The 24,781-nt window shown below is 57.8% G+C and carries 21 protein-coding genes and 3 pseudogenes; 13 read left to right on the top strand and 11 right to left on the bottom strand.

The window, feature by feature from the left end; translation table 11 throughout:
• Positions 1-69: 69 nt before the first annotated feature.
• Together JFT80_RS10205 and JFT80_RS10200 are read right to left on the bottom strand one after the other, a co-directional pair.
• On the bottom strand, positions 70-2,283 hold the full coding sequence (locus JFT80_RS10205) for an EAL domain-containing protein (protein ID WP_201147772.1): 2,214 nt from the start codon (positions 2,281-2,283) through the stop codon (positions 70-72).
• Positions 2,284-2,434: 151 nt separating this feature from the next.
• Positions 2,435-2,755: a hypothetical protein gene (locus JFT80_RS10200; protein ID WP_201147771.1), complete on the bottom strand. Its 321-nt coding sequence runs from the start codon at positions 2,753-2,755 to the stop codon at positions 2,435-2,437.
• 257 nt (positions 2,756-3,012) lie between these two features.
• Between JFT80_RS10200 and JFT80_RS24065 the strand changes: the two are divergent.
• Both JFT80_RS24065 and JFT80_RS24060 read left to right on the top strand, forming a co-directional pair.
• Positions 3,013-3,132 (top strand): annotated as a pseudogene (locus JFT80_RS24065) (TIGR03759 family integrating conjugative element protein); the annotation flags it as partial.
• An 854-nt stretch (positions 3,133-3,986) separates the two neighbouring features.
• Positions 3,987-4,184 (top strand): annotated as a pseudogene (locus JFT80_RS24060) (integrase); the annotation flags it as partial.
• Positions 4,185-4,259: 75 nt separating this feature from the next.
• Here the strand turns inward: JFT80_RS24060 and JFT80_RS10195 are convergent.
• The 7 genes from JFT80_RS10195 to JFT80_RS10165 form a co-directional block, all read right to left on the bottom strand.
• Positions 4,260-5,126 (bottom strand): transporter, encoded by an 867-nt coding sequence (locus JFT80_RS10195; RefSeq protein WP_242482872.1) that lies wholly within the window; start codon positions 5,124-5,126, stop codon positions 4,260-4,262.
• Between the two features lie 365 nt (positions 5,127-5,491).
• The gene (locus JFT80_RS10190) at positions 5,492-7,024 is read right to left on the bottom strand and encodes a bifunctional 3-(3-hydroxy-phenyl)propionate/3-hydroxycinnamic acid hydroxylase (protein ID WP_201147770.1); all 1,533 of its coding nucleotides are present in this window, start codon (positions 7,022-7,024) and stop codon (positions 5,492-5,494) included.
• Complete coding sequence (locus tag JFT80_RS10185; protein WP_201147769.1) at positions 7,021-7,845, bottom strand: alpha/beta fold hydrolase; 825 nt, start codon at positions 7,843-7,845, stop codon at positions 7,021-7,023. The genes JFT80_RS10190 and JFT80_RS10185 overlap by 4 nt, the downstream gene beginning before the upstream one ends.
• Positions 7,838-8,176 carry a VOC family protein gene (locus JFT80_RS10180; protein ID WP_201147768.1) on the bottom strand — a complete coding sequence of 113 codons (339 nt, stop codon included), beginning with the start codon at positions 8,174-8,176 and terminating at the stop codon, positions 7,838-7,840. The genes JFT80_RS10185 and JFT80_RS10180 overlap by 8 nt, the downstream gene beginning before the upstream one ends.
• A complete protein-coding gene (locus tag JFT80_RS10175; RefSeq protein WP_201147767.1) occupies positions 8,121-8,729 on the bottom strand; it encodes a hypothetical protein in 609 nt (202 codons plus the stop codon). The genes JFT80_RS10180 and JFT80_RS10175 overlap by 56 nt, the downstream gene beginning before the upstream one ends.
• A 981-nt stretch (positions 8,730-9,710) precedes the next feature.
• Positions 9,711-10,406: a TetR/AcrR family transcriptional regulator gene (locus JFT80_RS10170; RefSeq protein ID WP_201147766.1), complete on the bottom strand. Its 696-nt coding sequence runs from the start codon at positions 10,404-10,406 to the stop codon at positions 9,711-9,713.
• A gap of 230 nt (positions 10,407-10,636) precedes the next feature.
• A complete protein-coding gene (locus tag JFT80_RS10165) occupies positions 10,637-11,413 on the bottom strand; it encodes a DNA-binding transcriptional regulator (protein ID WP_201147765.1) in 777 nt (258 codons plus the stop codon).
• A gap of 65 nt (positions 11,414-11,478) precedes the next feature.
• Here JFT80_RS10165 and JFT80_RS10160 point away from each other — a divergent pair, with 65 nt between their 5' ends.
• From JFT80_RS10160 to JFT80_RS10115, 11 genes and pseudogenes are all read left to right on the top strand, one after another.
• Positions 11,479-12,783, top strand: coding sequence for a bifunctional 3-(3-hydroxy-phenyl)propionate/3-hydroxycinnamic acid hydroxylase (locus JFT80_RS10160; RefSeq protein WP_242482869.1), 1,305 nt, complete (start codon positions 11,479-11,481; stop codon positions 12,781-12,783).
• Between the two features lie 5 nt (positions 12,784-12,788).
• A complete protein-coding gene (locus tag JFT80_RS24055; RefSeq protein ID WP_242482868.1) occupies positions 12,789-13,205 on the top strand; it encodes a hypothetical protein in 417 nt (138 codons plus the stop codon).
• Between the two features lies 1 nt (position 13,206).
• Positions 13,207-14,160 (top strand): 3-carboxyethylcatechol 2,3-dioxygenase, encoded by a 954-nt coding sequence (gene mhpB / locus JFT80_RS10155; protein WP_201147764.1) that lies wholly within the window; start codon positions 13,207-13,209, stop codon positions 14,158-14,160.
• Positions 14,161-14,177: 17 nt separating this feature from the next.
• Entirely contained in the window at positions 14,178-15,041 is an 864-nt protein-coding gene (locus tag JFT80_RS10150; RefSeq protein WP_201147763.1) for an alpha/beta fold hydrolase, read from the top strand.
• Between the two features lie 14 nt (positions 15,042-15,055).
• Positions 15,056-15,852: pseudogene (gene mhpD / locus JFT80_RS10145) on the top strand (2-keto-4-pentenoate hydratase).
• A gap of 32 nt (positions 15,853-15,884) precedes the next feature.
• Positions 15,885-16,820: an acetaldehyde dehydrogenase (acetylating) gene (locus JFT80_RS10140; protein ID WP_201147762.1), complete on the top strand. Its 936-nt coding sequence runs from the start codon at positions 15,885-15,887 to the stop codon at positions 16,818-16,820.
• Positions 16,821-16,830: 10 nt separating this feature from the next.
• Positions 16,831-17,850, top strand: coding sequence for a 4-hydroxy-2-oxovalerate aldolase (dmpG, locus tag JFT80_RS10135; RefSeq protein WP_201147761.1), 1,020 nt, complete (start codon positions 16,831-16,833; stop codon positions 17,848-17,850).
• 85 nt (positions 17,851-17,935) lie between these two features.
• A complete protein-coding gene (gene mhpT / locus JFT80_RS10130; protein WP_201147760.1) occupies positions 17,936-19,144 on the top strand; it encodes a 3-(3-hydroxy-phenyl)propionate transporter MhpT in 1,209 nt (402 codons plus the stop codon).
• Positions 19,145-19,216: 72 nt separating this feature from the next.
• Positions 19,217-20,488, top strand: coding sequence for an OprD family porin (locus tag JFT80_RS10125; RefSeq protein ID WP_201147759.1), 1,272 nt, complete (start codon positions 19,217-19,219; stop codon positions 20,486-20,488).
• Positions 20,489-20,959: 471 nt separating this feature from the next.
• Positions 20,960-22,414 carry a site-specific integrase gene (locus JFT80_RS10120; RefSeq protein ID WP_201147758.1) on the top strand — a complete coding sequence of 485 codons (1,455 nt, stop codon included), beginning with the start codon at positions 20,960-20,962 and terminating at the stop codon, positions 22,412-22,414.
• Positions 22,415-22,677: 263 nt separating this feature from the next.
• Positions 22,678-23,484, top strand: a complete 807-nt coding sequence (locus JFT80_RS10115) for a LysR family transcriptional regulator (RefSeq protein WP_307833066.1) — start codon at positions 22,678-22,680, stop codon at positions 23,482-23,484.
• A gap of 130 nt (positions 23,485-23,614) precedes the next feature.
• Here the strand turns inward: JFT80_RS10115 and JFT80_RS10110 are convergent, their stop codons facing one another.
• Positions 23,615-24,424 carry an SDR family oxidoreductase gene (locus JFT80_RS10110; protein ID WP_201147757.1) on the bottom strand — a complete coding sequence of 270 codons (810 nt, stop codon included), beginning with the start codon at positions 24,422-24,424 and terminating at the stop codon, positions 23,615-23,617.
• 15 nt (positions 24,425-24,439) lie between these two features.
• A partial coding sequence (locus tag JFT80_RS10105) for an FAD-dependent monooxygenase (RefSeq protein ID WP_201147756.1) occupies positions 24,440-24,781 on the bottom strand: 342 nt, incomplete at its 5' end.

Genomic DNA, 24,781 nt, shown 5'->3' with positions numbered 1-24,781 from the left:
TCTGCGTTGGGGTCTGAAAATTTGCCTTAGCGTCTGATTTTAAGGGCTGGGACTGGGCAGAATTTCCGGTCAGGGATGGGACGCGGGATGGCTCAGGAAAGCTTCGATTTCTGCATAGGGCATCGGTTTTGCAAAGTAATACCCCTGAAAAATATCGCAGCGACTGCCCTTCAGGAAATCCACCTGAGACGCAGTTTCCACGCCTTCGGCGACCACCGTCAGGCTGAGGTGATGGGCCATGGAAATAATGCCTTGGGTGATCGCTGCATCGTGATGGTCAGTGGCGATTTCCTGGATGAACGAGCGGTCAATCTTGATCTTGTCGATGGGCAAACGCTTGAGGTAGCTGAGGCTCGAAAAACCAGTGCCGAAATCATCAAGAGCAATGCGTACCCCCAACGCCTTGAGCCTGTGCAACGTGTCGATCGCCTGTTCAGCGTTATGCAACAGAAGCGACTCGGTGATCTCCAGCTCCAGTTGCTCACCACAGAGTCCGTGTTTCTCCAGGGTGGCTTGTACATACTGGACGAAATGGCCGCGCTGAAAATGCATCGGCGAAATATTCACCGCCATCGAAATGCCGGTGATGCCCTGCTCGCCTAGCTGGCGCAAGTGCGCGCAGGCCGTATCGAGTACCCAAAGGCTCAGCGGAATGATCTGACCACTGTCCTCTGCCACCGGCACAAACACCGCTGGTGAGATAAATCCTTTTTCCGGATGCTCCCAGCGCAGCAATGCTTCGATCCCGACCACCCGGCACGTGCGCGCTTCTATCTGCGGTTGATAATGCAGCTTGAACGACTGGGTTTCGATAGCCTTTTGCAGGTCATTGCGCAGACTCGCGTGCTCGCAAACGCGCTGATTAAGATCGCTTGTGTACCACTGAAAGTTGTTGCGCCCTTGCTGCTTGGCTTTGTACATGGCCATGTCAGCCTGCTGGATCAGCTGCATCGGCTGCTCGATGTGACCATCGCTCAGGGTGATGCCGACACTTGCACTCACGTGCAGGTCAATGCCCTGGATGCAGTAGGGTCTGGCAATGCTGGCCATCAATCGCTCGGCTACTGGTACAACGTCCTCACCACGAATCAGGTCCGGCAGCAGAACGATAAATTCGTCACCGCCCATGCGCACGATGGTGTCACCGGGACGAACCTGCTGAGTCATACGCTGTGCCACCTCAATCAGCACCTGATCACCGAAGTAGTGCCCGATCGAATCGTTGATGGATTTGAATCCATCCAGATCAATGCACATCACTGCCAGACGACGCTTACGCCGACGACTGATGTGACAATCCAGAATAAGCCGATCTTCAAGAGAGACACGGTTAAGCAAACCAGTCAGCCGATCATGGCAGGCGTTGAAGCTCAACTGGCGCTCGTAGTGCTTCTGCTCGCTGATGTCCCTGGCAACTCCGAATACCCCGACGATCTCGCCATTGACCATGATCGGCAGGTTGGAAATGTCCATGGTCAACAGCTTGTCGCTCACGTCGCGAACCCGTGCCTCGAAGCGCTGGGGCTCTCCGGTGCTGGCTGCAGAGAAATGCCGACTGACTCGTTGCAGGTCTTCTTCGACCACCAGATTGGCAAAGTGATGACCGATGAAGTCGGTTGCGGTGTGCGGCTTGAGCTTCAGGCCCGCTGGATTCACGCTCTGGATGTTGCCGGCCAGATCGAGGGCGAACACCGGGTTGGGGTTATAGGTGAACAAAGAACGAAAACGTTGCTCGCTTTCCTCCAGACGTTGGCCGTCACGTTCATGGCGGATCGCAATGGCTGCCAGTTGGGCCGCGCAGGCCAGTCGTTGAATCTGCGCCTCGTCCGGCGCATGGGCGCGATTCTGGTACAGGGCAAATGTACCCAACACGCTTCCTTGATGGGAGAGCAAAGGCACCGACCAGCAGGAACGCAGGTTATGCCCCAGCGCCAGGCCGCGAAAACGCTCCCAGCTTGGGTCCCGGGCGATGTCTTCGGTGACCACCAGCTCGCGACGGAACGCTGCGGTGCCGCAGGTTCCTTCCTGTGGACCAATGGCCATTCCATGAATCGCCTGGCTGTATTCAGCTGGTAGACTAGGCGCCGCACCGTTCAGCAGGTGCTTGCCCTCGGCATCGGTGAGCAGTATCGAACAAAGCGTGTAAGGATCTTGTGCGTCGAGCATCAAACAGATGGCGGCAAGAATGTCGTCCAGTTGATGATTGGTCGCGATCATGCCGAGAATGTCACGCTGCGACTCGGGGAGAGCCACGCTGTGAAATCTCGTGCGGCGGGTATTCATGGTGGTTCCTGAGGACTGCCGAGACCATCCGATCTTCAAAGAGTCTGGAAAAGTGGGCGGCCGGGCACAATCCACTCGCACTCCGGTCGCGCACTTTATAAAGCACCGACCTAGCCACAAAAAAGGCTCAGATCCACCATAAGAAACCGTATCAGATTGCTCCCATTCGGCTGGCTTCGCTGTCCTCAAGTCGCGGCAAAATTTCTCGGCCAACTTCTTCCACCACCTGAGTGGCATCGCGTTCGCCGTACTTGAAATTCAAAACCGCATGGTTGACACCGGCCGCACTCAGGCCTTCGAGAGACTGCAGGATCACATTGCACCCGGCGCGCAATATCAAGTGAATCGGGCTCGGTGGATGGTCGGGATGTTCGGCCATTTCGATGTAAAGCGACTGCACAAAAGGCTTGAACACACCCGGTGCATAAGCTGTTGCCGCTGCCTGCCAGCGTGAGACCATTTCCGCCTGCAATTGAAGACCGCGTGGGTAAGTAATCCAGCCATCGGAATTACGCGCAATCCCCATCGGCTGACCGCTGTCCCGGTCACCAGCGTCGGCAGGTGACTGGCGGGCATGGGTATCTCACACCGAACATTTCGCCGTAAGGGGATTGCAGGAACTCCACGGCCCGGTCCCCCAACTCCACGACCAACACCAGGCGGCCACCGGACAGGCAATACACTGAGGCCGAAGCCTTGGCGGTGGGCAGCGGGTGGCGCAAGGTGAGTATGGAAGGGCCGCGTGGAATCTACTCTGCTGGTATTGATCCACTTACGGCATTAGGTATTGAGGCCTGGTTGGCTGACGAGTGCAGGCGTGACGTAAAACTGCAGATCCAAGCCGAACGATAGCGACTTTGCGCCCCTAAGCCTGCTCGCCAACGTCAGCTGCACACAAAACCTGCTCAATTAATGACCAGCACATTGCAAGCCCTGTATTCCGCAGTGCCTGGGTCATTATCCACAGATATACCCACGCTCTTTGTGGATAGCTTTGACGCCTATACGCGCACTCCTAAGAAAAGCAGAGGCACTCTGCGGCCTGCGCAGCTCCCAATGGCTATTCGATCCTGGTATCTCCAAGAAGAACTACCGCTACGCGGGAAGGCTCCGTCGGCCTGACGAGTACAAACCGATGGGCACCCTGTCGATGGCTTGTAAGAGAAGAGCACCTTAGATACTGAAAGCACCAAGAAAGGGCGACAACGTCGTCCTAAAAAACGTGCTAGAGAGCGCCAAAGCTGGCTTCAGCTCAACACGGAAGCAGTGAGGATTCCACCGAAAGCCAGACGATTTGTGGGAGTAAAACCGATAGAAAATAAAAAGGGGTCGCGAGATAAAATCTCGCAACCCCTTGAATAATATGGTCGGGACGGAGTGATTCGAACACTCGACCCCTAGCACCCCATCTCCTTTTTCATACTTCTTGAAAGATTTCAAAATTTTACTCTGGATTTTTCTAAGCTAGTATTTACTTGAGCTCCAGCGGAGTTCTGCTCTACGAGAGTCCAGTAACGTCCATCAAGAGCCGACGTTTTTGTGGGGGTAAAAGTAGGGGAGTCCATTTCATGGCCAAAATCACCATCAAAGAACTCGAGTCACTGACCGTCAATGATGCCGGTAGCACCGTCCGGGAGGATGGCAATCTCGCCGGTCGAATCTCAGTCCGCGATCATGTGATCATGTGATCATGTGATCATGTGATCATGAACTATGGCGTGAACTCTGGAATGATCTTCCCCAACCCACTCAGTGGCATTCGAGCCGTTTTCAAGAAACCGAAAAAACAGAAACATGGCAGCCCTTCGCCACGAAGAGCTGCCAGAGCCAATGTCGCAATCGCCAACGCCTGCATCAAAAGCACAACACGCTGCTTAATCGAATGGCAGCTTGACGCTCTATGATGACCTGCGGGAGCGGCCACGTTCAGCAAGCGGCTACAATCAGTGTCAGCTATCAGGAAAAACACACTAGGCTCAAAGAGGAAATACTAACTTAAACCAATATGCGTTTCCTTGCGCCCGGTTACGCACTTCGGTCTCCTGTTGCCACTTAGCTGTGACAAACCAACCATCTGAAGAGCTGTACTTTATAGATGGGCCAACTGAAAAAGCGCGTCCCTTATTGTCTTCGACGCGATCTCCATCCTGCTTGTCATCGGTAGTCTGGCGATATGCGTAACCACCTATGCCTAATACCCAGCCATCGGCGACGCCCCAACCAACGGAGTAGTCAACGTGAAATTCCTGACCAGACCTATAGTCGGTATCCGGATTCTTCATATTAAAGTCGTACATGATCTTGGCGTCAGCATTTAGTCCCTGGGGATCGACATAGGTGAGGGCCAGCACCGGCTCAATCATCCAATGGTTGCGCCCAAGGTTAGAAATGTCGTTGCGATCATAGCTACCCGTCGGTGCCGTAATATCCAAGCCGTATATGACGTGGAAGTTCTGGCTGTAATGGTAGCCCAGCCCGGCGCCGAAGGTCATATCACCTAACCCCTGCTTGCGTTGGCTAATCCCATTGACCCTAGCCTTTATCTCGGCCAACGGAGCCATCACATGCAATGCCGAAGTACCACCGAGGATAGTAGTGTCGCTCACCCAAATTAAGCGCGGCACAACAGCATCGACTTGGACACGGAAATCAACAGGTAATTTACGACCATCATTACCCCGGAGGTTATTAGCCTCGTAGTGCTCCGCGTAGATTTGGCTATACAAACCCGGCGGAGGCAGGAAACCCGATAAATAGTTGTCCGCCCCCATTGGATAGGCGGAGGCCCCTCCTTCTGTGGCAGAGCCAGGGATTGAGAAAAGAGTCGCTCCCGCCAGAGCCATGGAGACTGAAAACGAGCGAAACAGTATAGTTTTGTTATTATTTTTCATAATTCACCTAGTTGTTCACGTAAAGGCTTAGCCACTGAATACAATCGGTGACGCAAAGATCGTGGGTGGGAAACTTCCGTCTTACAGCCAATACGGATGAATAACCGCCCCCACAATTCCTCTGCTGAGTCCCCATGCAGATTTCTAGAGCCGACACCGTGATGCCTATCTGGGGGAGTCTGGCAAAACGCGGGCGCAGGCCCCCGGACCGATAGTGAAAAGCGGTCCATGTATTGTTCAGAAGAAGGCCGCTAGGCGGACGATCTTGCGGGCTATCCCCTAGGCGCCAATCCAGCCGGCCAACGACCTGCCAAGCCCTATGGCACGTTTAGGTTTCCACTAGCGGCCAGGACGATCTTGTCCGGACGGACCGCGACAACATCGACCCCATGCTGGTCGAGCCAGACAATTAGCGCGCCATCGATATCGATCAAGTCGCTATCAGCCTGGGCGTGTTGATCGACCGAGCGCAAGGCGACAAAGCGCGCCCCTAGCTCTTCCCATGCGGCCCTCTGCGCAGAACTGAGTTTGCTAGAGGGGTCGACGTTGGCGCCAAGCAATACGATGCCTTCGCCGATAAAATCGTCGAGCAGGCCGAGTTCGCCCCTGCAGGTGGCAGCGCGCGGCTGTGGCAGAAGCTTGCCGACCACTTCCTTGCTACCCTCGCCCTTCTGCAGCCAGCCCTGGTGATAGTGCGGCGGACGCAGCAAAGCCGGCAGCTCGCCAGAGGCGCGTTCCGCTTCCAGCATCGCGACTATCTGTTCGTCGGGCAGTTCGCGCTTGATGATCATGCCCAAGCCGACCGAAGTCTGCGTATACCGATCCACGTCTGGCGCGCGTTCAATCTCGTATGTGTCGAGGATGGACTCTGGCAGGCGTCCTCCTAGCACTTCGGCCAATTTCAAGCAGATGTTCTGAGTATCGCGGATGCAGGACTGCATACCCGACCCGGCCCATGGTGGCATCAGGTGCGCAGCGTCGCCGCAGAGAAAAGCTCGCCCTTCACGCCAGCGCTCGGCAAAGCGCACATGGTGGTTGTAGAAGGCCTGCTGGTGGATGCTTACTTCGTTTTCGGTCACGCCAAGCGAGTTGAGCAAACGCCACAACTGTTCGTGGGTTTGGAAATCTGCGTCCGTCTCATCGGGATTGAGCGGAAACTCCCAGCGATGGTTGCCCATCGACAGTGCGATATCGACTACAGGGCGTTTCTTGTCCGACCAGAACGTAAGCATGTGTCGGTTCGGCCACCAACGTTTGACTCGGCAGTCAATCACCACCCAGCGTACCGGCAAGGTGTCGCCGATCAATTTGATGCCCAACTGTTCGCGGGTCTGACTAGCGCCACCATCACAGGCCAACACATAACGCGCGCGGACGGTCTCGACCTCGTCAGTTTCCAGATTCTTTATTCTGACCGTCACGCCGTCATCGTCCTGGTCGAGCGTGACTGTCTCCCACCCGTACTTTACGCTCACGCTCTTATAGCGCTCGGCACCTTCGCGCAGAACCCGTTCCATCTCCGGCTGATAGATGGCATAGGAGGTGGCATGGCCAAGCTCGCCCGGCGGAAAAGGCGTCGAGGTCAACTCGCGCCCTTCGTAGTCCAACCAGCGTAGCGAGTGCGTCACATCCATGATGGCTTTCATCTTTTCGGCCAAGCCCATGTCTTGGAAGATGCGCATGGTCCAGTCGTTCACCGTGACCGCACGAGCCCTGGAATAGATGTCCTTACTACGCTCGATGGCAATAGTTTTCACCCCGAGCTTGCCAAGGACGTTGGCAGCGGCAACGCCGCCTGGGCCATAGCCGATAATAAGGACGTCTGTATCGAATCTCGTTTGGCTACTCATGGGGCAAGAAATCCTTCGACAATACGGTTGAATTCATCGGCGTGTTCCCACTGCACCCAGTGGCCGCACTGTGGCATCACCAAAAAGCGGGCCCGCGGGATTTGTTTCATCAAGGTGAAGCCTGCGTCCAGCGGCATTACCCGGTCTTCTCGCCCCCAGATGATCAGAGTTTCATGTGGCAACCGGGTCAGTCGCGCATCGCGCCACAGCTCTTCGGGCATGCCCCCTGGCCCCGGACGCATCGGTGGTTGAGCAACGATGCGTGGATCCATCGCCGCCTCGAAGCGCTCTTTCAACAAATCGTTGGTAAGCACTCCTGGATCGAAGACCATCTGGCTGGTGAAACTCTTGAGCCGTTCCAAGGAAGGACCGGGACCATCATAAAAGCTGACCAGAGTCTTAATTCCTTCAGTCGGAAACACCGAACTCACCGGCGAGCCACCGCCAGGCCCCATCAGTACCATGCGGCTGATAAGCTCCGGTTTCTCCAAGGCAATCTTCAGGGTAATCATGCCGCCCATCGAGTTGCCGACGAAATCGGCTTTGTCGATGCCGAGTGTGTCGAGCAGGCCGATGATGACCCCAGCCCACCAGCCGGGAATCGGCGCGTCCACCGGTTTCATGTCCGACTTACCGAAACCCGGCAAGTCAGGGCAAATAACGCGGTGAGTCTTTGCGAAGTGGGCGATGTTGCGACTGTAGTTCGACCAGCCGGTGGCCCCAGGACCGGAACCTTGTAACATCACAAGCACCGGCCCCTGGCCTTCGTCGTGGTAATGGATGCTGACGCCACTAATGGTGGCGAATCTGCCCTCAGCCATGTGCGCGATCCTCAGGATTGATCTTCAGTTCGTGACCCCAAATGCTCATCGAATCGTGGCGCTCGACGGTCCAAGTTGCATCGTCGATCTCACGGGCGCCCCACCCATACTCAAATTCCCACTTCGATGGCGTGAGCATGTAAAACGAGGTCATGTGGTCGTTGGTATGGCGGCCGATGTCCCACGCAACCGGAACGCCGGCCTTCTTGACACGATCCAGCGCCAGGCCGACGTCGTCCAAGCAGTGGGTCTGTACCATGAGGTGGACGATTCTCTTAGGGCTGGGCACCGACGCAAACGCAAGGCTGTGGTGACGCGTATTGCAGTGCATAAAGGTCACCTTTTGCGTGCAGCCCCGGCGCTGGTATGAACTCGATGTAGTCGCTGAGCTTGAAGCCGAGCCTGGTCCAGAACGCCTGATATTCGACGTCGTCCTTCACCGCGATGACGATGTGGCCAAGACCTTGATCACCCGTGACGAAGCTCTTCACACCAACCGGCGATATGAAAGGCTTCTGGAACAACTGGGTCGCGCCATAGAACACTTCGATCGTCACGCCAGCCGGGTCCACAAATGTGGCTAATTCCACCACTCCGCGGTCCTGTGCCAGCATTGCATCCTTCGTGTACTCGACATTGAGCGCATCGAGTGCGGCCAGCACGTCGGCAAAAGTCGCCGGCGAGGTGGTTTCGAACCCGATGACCTTGAGATCGTCCAGGGGTCCCTCCTCAACACGCAGACGCCAAGCGCGCTCATCAATGCGCAACTCCAGTGCACCATTTTTTTCGTTGACCTCGGCGCCGAGAATGTTGCGGCCGTACTCGGCCCAGGCCTTAAGGTCGCGGGCCTCGACGACGACGTAACCCAATGCGGATATGGACATGTGTTCTCCGTACTTGAATGTCGATTGGTACTTGCGGTGGGTTTACAAAGGGCTGACCGCGTTGATTGCGCACCCCGCCACATCCGGGCGATTGCGAAATTCGGGGTATACCTGACAGCCAAAAGCCAGGCGCGGGCCTTACTACCGGAAAGCGTCCGCCCAATTTGGCGCCGCACCACTGTCGGCAGATATAAACATCAGGCCCTATGATCCAGCCGTTGCTAAAACCTCAAGCCAAGATGTAGTGACGATCAGTTCCTGGCGCGATCAGCATTCTCAAAGCTCGCTTCGCCCATTACGAAAGGGCTGAAAGTTGAGGTCATCGGAATTGATTTATTCGGTTCGCTGTTGCGAAGGATGGTTCCTGCTAGCGCAGTTTTTGGATTGAAATGGCTCATTGACTAACCTCTATTATTTTTATTGGCTTCGCTCACCCCCTAAGCGCCTGATTTTCTCAGGCATCCAAAGGTGAGCCGAGGACCTTCACGCTTTCGGTTTTCATGCATGTATGTGTCGCTCGTTACATAACTTAAATGGAAACACTCGACTTAATCAAGACCCCCAGGGAGTTTTTTATCGTGCCGCGCAAGATGAGTAGGCATCAGTGCGTATAACGTAGGCCCTTTCGCAACGTCTAGGACGGCACTTTTAGGCAGCCGCCTCAAGCTACGCACACGATGCTTTCGAAGTCGAGAACCACTAGGAAGCTGTTCTACCTGACGCCAACTGGAGTTCCTATAACGATTAGCTAGGCGATTTCGAGCCAGAAAGCTGCGGTCAAGCCTCGGTTCAGCAGGACATCCGATGACTCGCAGACAAATACAAGGTCAAGAGCTAGGCTCTGCAGCCGCTAACTCCGTTCGCAACGAGCGGTGAAGAGGACCTCACGAAAACAGTAGATGCAGAGATAGCTGTACTCACCTTGCTAGCCTCAAGTGGCTCCTTAGCCCTAACCCTGACTCTCGCGAGGCCGGCTAGAAGCTACGTCGCTAAAGGCTTCCACTTCTCAAGAAGTTTTTCCGCCAAAGCCTGCATTGCGAGGAGTTGTTGCCGACAACACCTGACCACATCCACCGCCCCAGGCTCTAGTTGCGATGCAACGAAAACACCATCTCCGAAAGCCATCCACACCTGCGCTAGCTCCTCAGCCAGGTCAGGTGGCAACATCTGACCACCTGGCCGAATTACGTGACGTATCTGCTCGGTCAATATCGCCCGGCTGTGCTGACGAATACGGGCAATAACCTTGGTCACTTCAGGATCAGAGCTACGTCGCTCCAGACCAATCAGAAAAATCAAACGCATAAACGGTGGTGGATTCTCGAGGAATTCGGCATCGCTACGCGCTTGGCTCTCTATCAAATCCTTCTCGCCAAGCATCTTATTCTTGCTTTTGCGGCTGAGATTGTTATCGATAACCTGTAAGGCACTGTGTTCGAGAGCGGCAAGCAGCAACTTTTCCTTATTGCCGAAATGCCAGTAAATAGATGTCGTTGGATAGCCACTATGCTCACGGATCATCGACATACTGGTTCCGGCATAACCGTACTCAGCCATCAGACTCATTGCGACGTCTAGAATCTTTTCGGGATTAGCTTCGGCCCGTTGACGACTGGCTGAACGCGGCTTTTCGGACTTGCTCTTTTTATTGTCCGACGCATGTTCGGCATTGCTCATTGGCTTTCCCCTTGAATCTGATGATCGTCTTCGCTAGCCGAGCACAATACCCGTCATTGGCCTCCTCTCAAAGGAGATCGCCGGTGCGAGCAACCTGATTATCGACGCTATCTGGGCATTGAGGGTGATGTGATTGGAGTCGAGCGACGCGAGACTACCTAGGCAGCTTGAGATATGCAGCAAACCGTTTCCCTCATTGTTTACGTTCCTGAATGAGCCCCGTGAAAAAACTACCCCAACTGATCCTGGATCTTCTGCACTACCATCCGCATTGACGGCAAATATCGACGGGCCGCTTCCTCAATTGACATCGCCTTGGCGATGTAAACCAAATTCAGGCAACCCATTACCCGCGCCTCGTGGGTGATCGGAATTGCAATGGCCGCGATCTTGCGTTCCTCTCCCCAATGGGAATTATTTTCGCCATAGCCTTTGCTGAGCGTGTGCTCTACCAACCGGTCGACAAATCGGCGATCCGCGGCGAATGCAGATTGTTCGTCTTCGCGAGTGACCATCAACTCAATCAACTCTTCTTGTTCCGCCGGCGAGCAATACGCAAAGTACGCGCGCCCGGTCGCGGTCATCAGCAGCGGCAAACGCCGTCCAACCATCGATCGGTGAAACGATAGACGGCTGAAACGATGGGTGGTCTCACGAATCACCATTGCATCACCGTCCAGCGTACACAGGTCGGTGGGCCAGACGACTTCCTGCAACAACTCACCAAGCAAGGGGGCGGCGATGGAGGAGATCCACTGCTCATCGCGAAAACCTTCACTGAGTTCGCGTACTTTCAACGTCAGGCGATAGCTGTCATCCGACTCGCTTCGCCGTACATATCCTTCAGCCTGCAAGGTCTCCAACAGCCTGCGCACGGTGGTGCGATGCAGCCCGCTTTGCCCAGCCAATTGCGCGGTGCTGGCGCCGCCGTCGAAGCGGTTCAAGCCATTGATCAATGCCAGGCCGCGCATCAGGCCACGCACGGCTTTGTATTCGGTCTCGCTCATGGCTTGGTCCTTTTTTTGTTGTAAATCAATCAAGTGCACTCTGTGCACACTAACAAGGGTTGTCGTTGTCGACCAGCCCCGTGATTTCCATACTGCGCCCAACAAGAAATCCAAAAGCGCTGTACGGAGATACCCATGAGTCCTGCCCCACTCCTTCCACGTTGGACCTGACCACTGACGTCGCCATCGTTGGTGCCGGCCCGGTCGGCTTGATGATCGCCAATTACCTGGGCCAGTGCGGTGTGGCCGTCACCTTGGTGGAAAAGCTCGACAGCCTGATCGACTACCCTCGCGCCATCGGACTGGACGACGAAAGCCTGCGTACATTCCAGGCCGTCGGCCTGGCCGACAAGGTGCTGCCGCATACCACGCCTTGGCACGCCATGCGCTTCCTGACCCCCAAGGGTCGCTGCTTCGCCGATATCCAGCCCAAGACCGATGAGTTCGGCTGGTCGCGCCGCAACGCCTTCATCCAGCCCTTGGCCGACCGCGTACTGTTCGAAGGCTTGCAGCGCTTTGATAACGTCAAGGTGCTGTTCGGCCGCGAGTTCGAAGGCTTTGTGCAAAGTGACAGCGACGTCGTGCTGAACCTCAAGGATAAGAACGGTCGCGGCGAACTTCTTCGGGCTCGTTATCTGATCGGTTGCGACGGTGGCAACAGCCTGGTGCGACGCAGCCTGGACATCAGTTTCGAGGGCAAGACCGCGCCTAATCAGTGGATTGTCGTCGACATCGCCAACGACCCGCTGAGCACGCCCCATGTGTACCTGTGCTGCGACCCAGTGCGCCCGTACGTGTCCGCCGCCCTGCCCCACGCTATACGTCGTTTCGAGTTCATGGTCATGCCCGGCGAGACGGAAGCCGAGCTGAGCAAACCCGAGAACATGCGCAAGCTGCTGGCCAAGGTGCTGCCAAATCCGGATCGCATCGAACTGATCCGTAGCCGCGTCTATACCCACAACGCTCGCCTCGCCGGCCGGTTCCGTGAGGGCCGAGTGCTGCTGGCCGGCGACGCCGCGCACATCATGCCGGTCTGGCAAGGTCAGGGTTACAACAGCGGCATGCGCGACGCCTCCAACCTGGCCTGGAAACTGTCACTGGTCATCAAAGGCCTGGCCGCCGACAGCCTGCTCGACAGCTATGAACAGGAACGCCGTGATCACGCCAAGGCGATGATCGACCTTTCAGTGCTGGCCGGTCACGTGTTGGCACCGCCCAAACGCTGGCAAGGCACTTTGCGTGACGGTGTGTCGTGGCTGCTCAACTATGTGCCGCCCGTCAAACGCTACTTCGTGGAAATGCGCTTCAAGCCGATGCCGCAATACACCGAGGGCGCCTTGATCGTACCGAGCGAAAAGGCTCACCGGTAGGCAAAATGTTCATTCAGCCACGGGTTCTGACCGAAGCTGGCGAAACCGTCTTGCTGGATGAGGTGATCGGCGAGAACTTCGCGATTATTGCCTGGGGCTGCGACCCGACCTGGGGCCTTACGGCTGCACAGATCGATCAATGGCAAGCATTGGGTACGCGTTTTATCCAGGTACTGCCGGACGTCCAGCTCCAGGCTGCCAGTGACGTCAGCCAAGGGGCGATTCGCATCGGAGACAGCACCGGCCGTCTCAAGGAATGGTTCGCCCGCGGATCGGCCTCCATCGCCCTGGTGCGTCCGGATCGCTTCCTTGCCGGCCTGGCCATTCCGCAAACCGTCGGTCAGGCCTGTGATGAATTGGCCCTGGCAATCAACGCCCTGCCGCAACCCGAAGTGGCGATCCCCGCCAGCAAGGTGGCCTGACATGAGCGCCTATCTGCATTGTTTGTCGCACACGCCACTGGTGGGTTTTGTCGACCCGACGCCTGAGGTGCTGGCCGAGGTCGATGGCATGATCGCTGATGCCCGTGAGCGCATTGCACGCTTTGATCCGGAACTGATCGTGCTGTTTGGCCCGGACCACTACAACGGCTTTTTCTACGACGTGATGCCGGCCTTTTGCATCGGCATGGCCGCCGACGCCATCGGTGATTTCGACACCGCTGCCGGCCCCTTGGACGTGCCCAAAGCGCTGGCCGAATCCTGCGCCCAGGCTGTCCTGGATGCCGGTGTCGACGCTGCCGTTTCCTATCGCATGCAGGTCGACCACGCGTTCGCCCAACCGCTGGAGCTGTTGCTGGGTGGTTTAAGGGAGTGTCCAGTGATTCCGGTGTTCGTCAATTCGGTGGCCGTTCCCCTGCCCGGCTTCAAACGTTCCCGTCTGCTCGGGGAGGCGATCGGCCAGTGGGCGCAGTCGCTGAACCAGCGCGTGCTGTTCCTGGCTTCCGGGGGACTGTCCCATCAACCTCCGGTGCCGGAACTGGCCAAGGTCGATGCGCGTCTGGCCGATCGACTGATGGGCAGCGGTCGTCAATTGCCGGCGGGTGAGCGACAGGCGCGGCAAGAACGCGTGATCCAGGCTGCCCGGGATTTCGTTGAAGACCAACACACTCTGCATCCGCTGAATCCCGTGTGGGATCAGCAGTTTCTCGACACCCTCGAACAGGGCCGCCTGAGCGACCTCGATGCCTTGGGCAATGACGAGCTATCGGCACTGGCCGGCAAGTCCACTCACGAAGTGAAAACCTGGATCGCCGCCTTCGCTGCCCTTAGTGCCTTCGGCCCGTATCAAACCGAAGGTCGCTATTACCGTCCGATTCCCGAATGGATTGCAGGCTTCGGCGCCCTCGGCGCACAGCCGCTGAACAACCATCATTGAATTCAAGGAACACTGCCATGACAGCCACTACATTCACCGAAGCTTCCACCAGCCGCTTTGCCCGTATCAAGGAAGGCGACCTGGACCTGCAACTGCACTACAACGACGTTGGCGAAGGTGCCGAAACCGTGGTCATGCTGCACGGCTCCGGCCCCGGCGCCAGCGGCTGGGCAAACTTCCACCGCAACATCGAGCCGTTGGTGAATGCCGGTTACCGCGTAATCCTGATGGACTGCCCAGGATGGAGCAAAAGCGACCCGATCGTTTGCGACAGCTCGCGTTCGGACTTGAATGCCCGCGCGCTCAAGGGCCTGGTCGACGTGCTGGAGCTGGATCGCGTGCACATTATCGGCAATTCCATGGGCGGCCACAGCACCGTGGCGTTTGCCCTTGCCTACCCGGAACGCATTGGCAAATTGATCCTGATGGGCGGCGGCACGGGTGGCCCGAGCGCCTTCGTCCCGCAGCCAACCGAAGGGATCAAACTGATCGGCGCGCTGTACCGCGATCCAACCATCGACAACCTGAAAAAGATGATGAATGTCTTTGTCTTCGACGCCAGCAGCCTGACCGAAGAGTTGTTCCAGACCCGCCTGGACAACATCCTCGCACGCCGCGATCACCTGGAAAACTTCGTCAAGAGCAGCACGCTCAACCCCAAGCAATTCCCCGATTTCAGCCATCGCCTGCACGAAATCAAGGCCCGCACCCTGCTCGTCTGGGGCCGCGAGGACCGGTTCGTTCCAATGGACACCGGTCTGCGCCTGTTGGCCGGTTTGCCTGATGCCCAACTTCACGTGTTCAACCGCTGTGGCCACTGGGCCCAGTGGGAGCACGCCGAGACCTTCAACCGCATGGTCCTGGATTTCCTGACCCACTGATCACAGAGGCCAACATGTCCCCTATTCAAGAAACTCTGGAACAACTCGCCGCCGATCTGCGCCACGCCGAAGCCCGCAGCGAAGGGATTGCGCCCTTGCGTGAGCTGATCGGTGAAGACAATGCCGAAGCGGCGTACACGATCCAACGGCTCAACGTCGCCCACGGAGTGGCTCCAGCGGTCGGCGCGTGGTCGGACGCAAGATCGGCCTGACCAACCCCAAGGTGCAACAGCAGTTGGGCGTCGATCAGCCGGATTTCGGCACCTTGTTCGCCGACATGTGCTACGGCGATAACGAAAACGTGCCGGCGGGCCGCGTGCTGCAACCGAAGATCGAAGCCGAAATTGCGCTGATTCTGGAGCGTGATCTACCCCGTGCCGACACCACGTTTGCCGATGTGATGGCGGCTACCGGCTGGGTCGTCCCGGCATTGGAAATCGTCGGCAGTCGCGTGCAGGGCTGGAACATCCGCTTCGTCGATACCGTTGCCGATAACGCCTCCAGCGGATGCTTCGTCCTCGGTGGCCCGGCCCGCCGTCTCGATGGCCTGGACCTGCGCCAGGCCAGCATGCGCATGACCCGCAATGGCGAAGAAGTGTCCAGCGGCAGCGGCGCCGAATGCCTCGGCCATCCACTCAATGCCGCCGTGTGGCTGGCGCAAACCATGGCTCGCCTGGGCGATCCGCTGCGCGCGGGCGACATCATTCTGACCGGCGCGCTGGGGCCGATGGTGGCGGTGACGGCGGGTGACCGCTTTGAAGCCGACATCGAAGGCATCGGCCGCGTTGGTGTTCAGTTCAGCGCTGATTAATCGGCGACTTGCGTGTAAACGAGGCAATAACAATGAAAAAACTCAAAGTCGCTATCATCGGGTCCGGCAACATCGGCACCGACCTGATGATCAAGATCCTGCGTAACGCCAAGCACCTGGAAATGGCGGTCATGGTTGGCATCGACCCGGCCTCCGACGGGCTGGCCCGCGCAGCACGCATGGGCGTGGCCGTGACCCATGAAGGCGTTGAAGGGCTGGCCCGCCTGAACGTGTTCAAGGACATCGACTTCGTCTTCGATGCCACTTCGGCCGGCGCCCACGTGAAGAACGACGCGTTCCTGCGCTCGATCAAAGCCGGTATCCGCTTGATCGACCTGACCCCGGCAGCCATCGGTCCGTACTGTGTGCCGGTGGTCAACCTGGAACAGAACCTGGATCGGCTCAACGTCAACATGGTCACCTGCGGCGGTCAGGCGACCATTCCGATGGTCGCGGCCGTGTCCCGAGTAGCCAAGGTGCACTACGCCGAAATCGTCGCCTCGATCGCCAGCAAGTCCGCGGGGCCCGGCACCCGCGCCAACATCGACGAGTTCACCGAAACCACCTCCAAGGCTATCGAAGTGATCGGCGGCGCCGCCAAGGGCAAGGCGATCATCGTGATGAACCCGGCCGAGCCGCCGCTGATGATGCGCGACACGGTGTTCGTGTTGTCCGAAGCGGCGGACCAGGCGCTGGTCGAGGCCTCCATCGTCGAGATGGCGGCGGCGGTGCAGGCCTATGTGCCGGGCTATCGCCTCAAGCAGAAAGTGCAGTTCGACGTGATCCCCGAAGACGCGCCGCTGCATATCCCCGGGCTCGGCACCTTCTCCGGGCTCAAGACCTCGGTGTTCCTCGAAGTCGAAGGCGCCGCCCATTATTTGCCAGCCTACGCCGGCAACCTCGACATCATGACCTCCGCGGCCTTGGCTACCGCCGAGCGCATGGCGTTGTCGATGCTGAACGCCTGAGGAGACCGACATGACTTTCAACCCCGGTAAAAAACTTTACATCTCCGACGTGACCCTGCGCGACGGTAGCCACGCGATTCGACATCAGTATTCGATTCAGAACGTGCAAGACATTGCCCGCGCCTTGGACAAAGCCAAAGTCGATGCGATTGAAGTCGCCCACGGTGATGGCCTGCAGGGCTCGAGCTTCAACTATGGCTTCGCGGCGCACACCGATCTGGAGTGGATCGAGGCTGCCGCCGATGTCATCAGCCACGCCAAAATCACGACCTTGTTGTTGCCCGGCATCGGCACCGTGCATGACTTGAAAGCGGCGTACAACGCCGGGGCCCGGGTGGTACGCGTCGCCACCCATTGCACCGAAGCCGACGTGTCGAAGCAGCACATCGAGTACGCCCGTGAGCTGGGCATGGACACCGTCGGTTTCCTGATGATGAGCCACATGATCCCGGCCGAGCAGTTGGCCGCGCAGGCGCAGTTGATGGAGAGCTACGGCGCGACCTGCGTGTACATGGCCGACTCTGGTGGGGCGATGAACATGCAGGATGTGCGCGAGCGTTTCCGTGCGTTCAAGGCCGTGCTCAAGCCTGATACCGAAACGGGTATGCACGCTCACCACAACCTATCGCTCGGCGTGGCCAACTCGATCACTGCCGTCGAGGAAGGTTGCGACCGCATCGACGCCAGCCTCGCCGGCATGGGCGCAGGTGCCGGTAATGCGCCGCTGGAAGTGTTCATCGCCGCTGCCGAACGCTTGGGTTGGAACCACGGCACCGACCTTTACACCCTGATGGACGCGGCCGATGACATCGTCCGTCCGCTACAGGATCGTCCCGTTCGAGTCGACCGCGAGACCCTGGCGCTGGGTTATGCCGGCGTCTACTCAAGCTTCCTGCGCCACGCCGAAATCGCTGCCGCGAAGTACGGCCTCAAGACCCTCGACATCCTCGTCGAACTGGGTAAGCGGCGGATGGTTGGCGGCCAGGAAGACATGATCGTCGACGTTGCTCTGGACCTGCTCAAGCGCTGAACCGTGCATCACCCCCGGCTGGTCGCCCACGCAGCGGCCGGACGGGTTTGCTTTGCCCATTACAACAATAAAACGGGTATTCCACATGACATCGCTGAACGTGATAACACCGTTACACATGGCGCGGACCATCAGTCTGTGTTTCCTCGTCGCCCTCATGGAAGGCCTGGACCTGCAAGCCTCGGGGATCGCCGCCCAAGGTATGGCTGCGGCTTTCCAACTGGATAAATTACACATGGGCTGGGTCTTCAGCGCCGGAATTTTCGGCCTGCTGCCCGGCGCTTTCCTCGGCGGCATGCTCGCGGATCGCATCGGTCGCAAACGCGTGCTGATGGTGTCGGTGGCGCTGTTCGGGCTGTTCTCGCTGGTCACCGCCATGGCTTGGGACTTCAACAGCCTGTTGGTTGCCCGCTGCCTCACGGGCGTGGGCCTGGGCGCCGCGTTGCCTAACCTGATCGCCCTGAGCAGTGAAGTGGCAAGCCCGCGCCTGCGTGGCACCGCCGTTAGCCTGATGTATTGCGGCGTGCCGTTGGGTGCTGCGCTCGCAGCTACAATTGGCATCGCCGATCTGGCCGGTGGCTGGCAAGTGGTGTTCTATGTCGGCGGAGTGGTGCCGCTGTTGATTGTGCCGCTGTTGGCACTTTATCTGCCCGAGTCGGCACAGTTTCTCCAGCGCGGCCAGAACGTCGCTCCGGTCGGCGTGGTCCGGGGCCTGTTTCGCGAGGGTGCGGCCCTGCCGACCGCGATGATCTGGGTCAGCTACTTCTTCACGCTCATGGTGGTCTACATCCTGATCAATTGGCTGCCCAGCCTGTTGATCGGCCAAGGCTTCAGCGGTACCCAGGCCAGCTGGGTGATGCTGGCGCTGCAATTTGGCGCAGCGACCGGCACCTTGCTGCTGGGCTGGGTGATGGACCGTCTGCCGGCCTGGGCCCTGTCCGCACTCATCTATGTCGGCATTCTCGCTTCGCTGACTGCTCTGGGTTTGGCCAGCCAGCTGGAGAGCATGCTGGCGGCCGGTTTCGTTGCCGGCTTTTTCGCCACCGGCGGGCAGTGTGTGCTGTATGCCTTGGCACCGCATTTTTATCGCCCTTCCGTGCGAGCCACGGGTGTGGGCAGCGCGGTAGCCATCGGCAGACTCGGCGCAATGAGCGGCCCGCTGGTGGCCGGCAAGATGCTCGCCTTGGGCACCGGCACCGCCGGGGTGATGCTCGCCTCGGCGCCGGGCATCGTCATCGCTGCAGTGGCGATGTTTTACCTGTCAGTGCGCCGCAACAGCGCTCAGCCTGACTGACCACCCATTCGTAATACCCCGCGCCCAAACGGTGCGGGTTCACCTCCAACTACAATAAAAGTGAACACCTGCATGCTCAAGAACTCTCTTCGGGCGCTCAGCGCCTGCACCTGCGTTCTGTCTTTTGGCCAGGCTTGCGCCAGCGGTTTTGTCGATGACAGCCACGCCGATCTGACAATGCGCAATTTTTACTTCGATCGTAATTACGTGAACGCCACACCCCAGGCCGCCGCCCGCGAGTGGGCCCTGGGTTTCGTTCTCAACGTGCGTTCAGGTTATACAGAAGGTCCTGTAGGGTTCGGCCTCGACGCCCAGGGCTTGATGGGCGTGCAGCTGGATTCTTCACGCGGCCGCACCGGCACCGGCCTGCTGCCGTACAGCGCCACCACCCGTGAGCCGGCCGATGAATATTCGGAGCTGGGTCTGACGGCCAAGGTCAGGGCATCGAAAAGCGAGCTGCAATTGGGCACCATTAGCACGTTTCTGCCGATCGCTTTCGCCAGCCCTACCCGCCTCTTGCCACAGACCTTCCGCGGCGCGTATTTGAAGTCTCAGGAAATCGACAACCTCACCCTGCACGTTGGCTGGCTGGATCGCGTCAATCTGCGTGATTTCACCGATTACCAGAAAATGTCGGTCGGTTCACCTAACGGACGCTTCAATGGCGCCGCCGAGTCGGACCGTTTTTCTTTTGTCGGCGGCGACTATGCCTGGTCGCCGCAACTGACGCTGAAGTACTACCACGCAGAACTCGCTGACCTGTACTGCAAGGACTTCTACGGCTTTGTCGACAATCGCCTTATGGGCCCGGGCAGCCTGAAAAGCGACTTTCGTCTGTTCGTTACCGGTGAAGACGGCGCAGCCAAGGCCGGCCCGGTGGACAACCGCAATGCGGCACTGATGCTGACGTACGCCCTGGGCGCCCACAAATTCGGGGCCGGCTACATGCAACTGACCGGCAAGACAGCCATGCCCTACATGTTCGGCACTGAACCGTTAGTGATCACCGAAGGCACGCTGAGCTCTGAGTTTCTCAACCCAAAAGAGCGCAGTTGGCAAGTACGGTATGACTACAATTTTGCAGGCCTTGGCGTGCCGGGACTCAATGGCATGCTGCGCTACGTGAGTGGTGACAATATCGAACTAGCCAAGCTGGGAGGCTCCAACCTGACCGAGAGCGAAAAGGATATCGAACTGTCTTACGTGCTTCAGGGGACTCCACTGAAGGGTCTAGCTCTGCGCGTGCGTAACGCCTGGTACCGCAACGACTTCACCGCCCAGGCCAGCCATCGGGATGATAATGAGCTACGGGTGAATGTCGATTACACATGGAGGTTATGGTGATTTTCATGTAACGCAATGGAAGTCCGCCAACAAAACGCCCTCTAAAGGCCGTTTCGTATCAAACCAAGATTACCTAGCCAGCCTTGCGTGCAGCTTGAGTACGGACCAAGCGTAAAGCCTAGTTTATAACCGCTTCGCCGTTCGATCCGTCCTCAAGGAGCTAGTACAGCCGAAGATTCCACCCAGAGCCAGTCGTTTCGTGGGGGTAAAAACGCAGAAAAATAAAAAAGGGTCGCGAGATAAAATCTCGCAACCCCTTGAAAAATATGGTCGGGACGGAGTGATTCGAACACTCGACCCCTAGCACCCCATCTCCTTTTTCATACTTCTTGAAAGCTTCCAAAATTTTACTCTGGATTTTTCTAAGCTAGTATTTACTTGAGCTCCAGCGATGTTCTGCTCTACGAGAGTCCAGTAACGTCCATCAAGAGCCGACGTTTTTGTGGGGGTAAAAGTAGGGGAACCCATTTTATGGCCAAAATCACCATCAAAGAACTAGAGTCGCTGACCGCCAACGATGCAGGCCGAATCCTCCGGGAAGATGGCAATCTCGCGGGTCGAATTTCCCTGCGCAAAGACGGCGTGTCGGTCAGCTTTTTCTATCGCTATCGGTGGGGCGACCAGAACAAAGAATACGCCTGCGGATCCTGGCCACGCAAATCCCTGACGGACATCCGCAAGGCCCGCAACCAGGCACGGGCACTCATTGATGAGCAGATCAATCCCAACGAGCACAAGAAAACCGCCAAGGCACAGGCATACGTCGCGGCTAACGTAGAGGCCGAACGTATAAAAACGACGAAGGTGCTAACGCTGACCGTCCAAGATCTGGCCAAGGCCTGGCTGTTGGATGGCGTGGCGCGCAAAGACGGTAATGCCGAGTTGCAACGACGCTTTAACAAGGACCTTTTACCAGCACTTGGCAAGACAGCGGTGAACAATGTTTCCGAACACGATGTTCGGGCGCTGATCCGGGCCGTGCTCAACCGCGGCGCTTACCGGCAAGCCATCAGCTTCTTCGCCGACCTCACCCAGATGTTTAGCTGGGCTAGAAAGCGCCAACCTTGGCGGGCCTTATTGATCGAGGGTGATCCAACTGAGCTGGTCGACATCTCCCCCTTGATCCCTGCCGACTACGAAGCGGAAAGAAGCCGGATCCTTTCGCCGGCGGAGCTGTTGGAATTGCACAACCGCTTCCAGCAAATGACCGCTGATTACAACGCCCTCCCCGCCGGCCAAAAATACGACGGCATTCGGCCGTTAAAGAAGGAAACCCAACTCGCGCTCTGGATCAGCCTGGGCACCTTGTGCCGCATTGGCGAGTTGCTCCAGGCCGAATGGAGAAATGTCGACCTGGACCAGCAGACTTGGTTTATTCCCAGCGAGAACGTCAAAGGCACCCGCGGCAAGAAACAAGACCACCATGTCTTCCTGTCGCCCTTCGCCCTGCATTTCTTTGAGGAACTCAAGACCCTCACGGGAGACTCCCGGTGGTGCTTTCCCAACAAGCAGGATGACCTGCATGTTGACGTGAAAGTGGTGAGCAAACAGGTCGGCGATCGTCAGGCTCGGTTCAAAAACCGTAAGGCCCTCTCCAGACGGCGTCATGACGATACCCTGGTGCTTGCCGACGGCCAGAACGGTGACTGGACACCCCATGACCTGCGCCGCACGGGCGCGACCATGATGCAGGCTTTGGGTGTCAGCCTGGACGTCATCGATCGCTGTCAAAACCATGTGCTGGCCGGCTCTCAGGTGAGGCGCCACTACCTGCATCACGATTATGCCGAAGAGAAGAAACGCGCCTGGAACCTGCTGGGCGATCGACTCAGTGCCGTGTTGTCCTCAACCTACGAGCACACACCGACCGAGTCGATGCTGTCCTTTCCAGCGTTCGCGGCTACAGAGACGTGGTCTCCCTCATAGGGCTGTTGCCCCCAGCGCTCTCCGGACATTGAAACGACCTGGAAATCAGCATCGATATTGAAGGCAACTCTGTATCTTCAGAGGCTGAGAACTTTTGTCGTGGGGAACGGGGGCTGATTCCGCCCCGTTCCATAGCTCTCGGCGCAAGCACCGTAAAGAGTCGCTTATTGAGCAGTTCGAGCTCGCCCTTTGCCCTGGATACCGAACGCATGGAATAATCCAAAGCCTCACGTCTTCCATAAAAAATAAAAAGGATAGCCACAGTGCAATCGATCCTGGACCCGAAATGGCACCATTTCATCAAGGTCGCCAAGTTGGGAAGCCTGACTCAAGCAGCCGTGGCACTCGACGTACCGCAATCGATGATCAGCCGGCATATTTCCCAACTGGAACGCGAATGCGGCGTCAGGCTGTTCAACCGTACCGGTCGCGGCGTCAACCTCACCGAATTCGGCCTGCAGATCCTGCCGCGTATCGAAGCCCTGGTAGAGGAATCGGAAGAAGTCTCCGACGTGATTCGCACCTCCGGCGGCATTCCGATTGGCGAGGTACGCATTGGCTTGCTGCCATCTACCGTAGAGCCAATCGCAGGGCCACTTTACAAGCTGGTGCATGAACGTTACCCGCGCATCAAGTTGCAGATCTGCGAAGGCAGCAGCGCACACCTTGAAGAACTCATCAATGAAGGGCGTGTAGACATGGCGTTGCTTCTACGCGAAGCCGATGTGTCGAACCTGGAAGAGACGGTGCTGGTACAACCCAAACTCATGCTGGTCGGTCGTGCGCAAGATCCCGCTGTCACACAATCCACCGTCGAGTTATCTAGCCTGCAGGGTCTACCTTTGGTACTGCCTTCGCGCCCTCATCCATTGCGCGCGCGGCTTGAAAACTCTCCAAGTCGCACGGCATTCAATTCGACTGTGCGGTGGAAGCAGACTCGATCCGGCTGCAATGGGAAATCGTCGCTGCCGGTGGCGGCTACGCAATCACCTCGGGTTTGTTTGAACACGTCGACGACCCACGCTTTTCGGTCGCCCGTATCATCAAGCCGGAACTCATGCGCAGCGTAGTACTGGCCAGCTCCCTGCGTCGCCCCAACACCCTGGCGACCCGCACGGTGCAAAAGCTGCTGGAGCAGGAAGCCCCTTTGTTGCTGAAGAACCGCTCCTGAGCACATGGCAGCAGCCCGGCAGCGCGCAATCAGTGCTGCCGATGCAGCACCGCCCGGTTGAGCATCCCCTGATCAGCCACGACCGTCTGCCCGGTCATAATGCGGTTCTGCCTGGACGCCAGGAAGGCATAGAGCGGCCCGTGATCCTCGGGCGTCGGGAGTTCCTTGAGCAAACTGAGCGAGCGAAACATCGAGAGAAAGGCATCCTCAGGAATGTCGGATTGCTTTTGCGCCTCTAACCCCAGTGAACGCGGCCCGCTCAGTTGGCTGTTGGCAATACCGGCCGGTGCGACGGCATTGACCCGTACATGTGGCGCACATTCGAACGCCAACTGGTTGACCAGACTGCGTATTGCGCCCTTGCTTGCGCTGTACACCGCACCGCCACCATCGGCGGCATAAGCTGCAGTCGAAGTGGTCAGCACCATGGCACCTTCACTGGCACGCAGCAGATCAAAGAACACCCGGGCCGACAGCAGATAGCCTTTGACGTTAACCCGCATTACCTCGTCAAACAGTGCATCGAGGCGCTCCTCAGGCATTTCCATAAGCGGCACGTTGCCGTCGAAAATACCCTGCGCACCAATCAGTGCATCAAGCCGGCCAAAACGTGAAAGCACCGCTTCGCGGCAGGCACGTAAATCATCAAGGCGCGTTACGTCGCCCTGAAAGACCAGCACGTCAGGACCGAACTCTTCACGTAGCAGAACGACCTTCTCGGGTGAGATTTCGAAGATCGCCACCTGCGCGCCCTCGCTCAGGCAGTGACGCGCCAGGCCTAGGCCCAGGCCTGAACCACCACCAGTCACCAGTACTACATGCTCACTTAACAAACTCATCGTCGTCTCTCCATGTCAGATCGGTTGAGCCAATGCGGCGAATGAAGCATGCATGATGCGCATGTGCTCGGCCTTGTCGCCGCCATTAATCTCGATTTCGCCCAGACGCATTGAATTCTCCACGACCAGTCGGCAGCGCTCCCATCGACGTTGCTGAAAGCACTCCAGCGCAGCCGACAGGCTGGAGGCTTTCTCAAGTTCCTCTGCCAGCACGATGGCGTCCTCAATGCCAATACACGCCCCGGAAGCGAGATGCGGTGTGGTGGCGTGCACCGCATCGCCAATCAGCACCACACGCCCGCGATACCAAGGTTGCTCCACCAACAGTCCTTCCAGCGGACGGAAAATCACCAGCGA

The sequence above is a fragment of the Pseudomonas sp. TH10 genome (assembly GCF_016651255.1).
GTDB lineage: Bacteria > Pseudomonadota > Gammaproteobacteria > Pseudomonadales > Pseudomonadaceae > Aquipseudomonas.
Note: the sequence above shows the minus strand (reverse complement) of the source record. Positions and strands in the feature narration are given on the sequence as shown.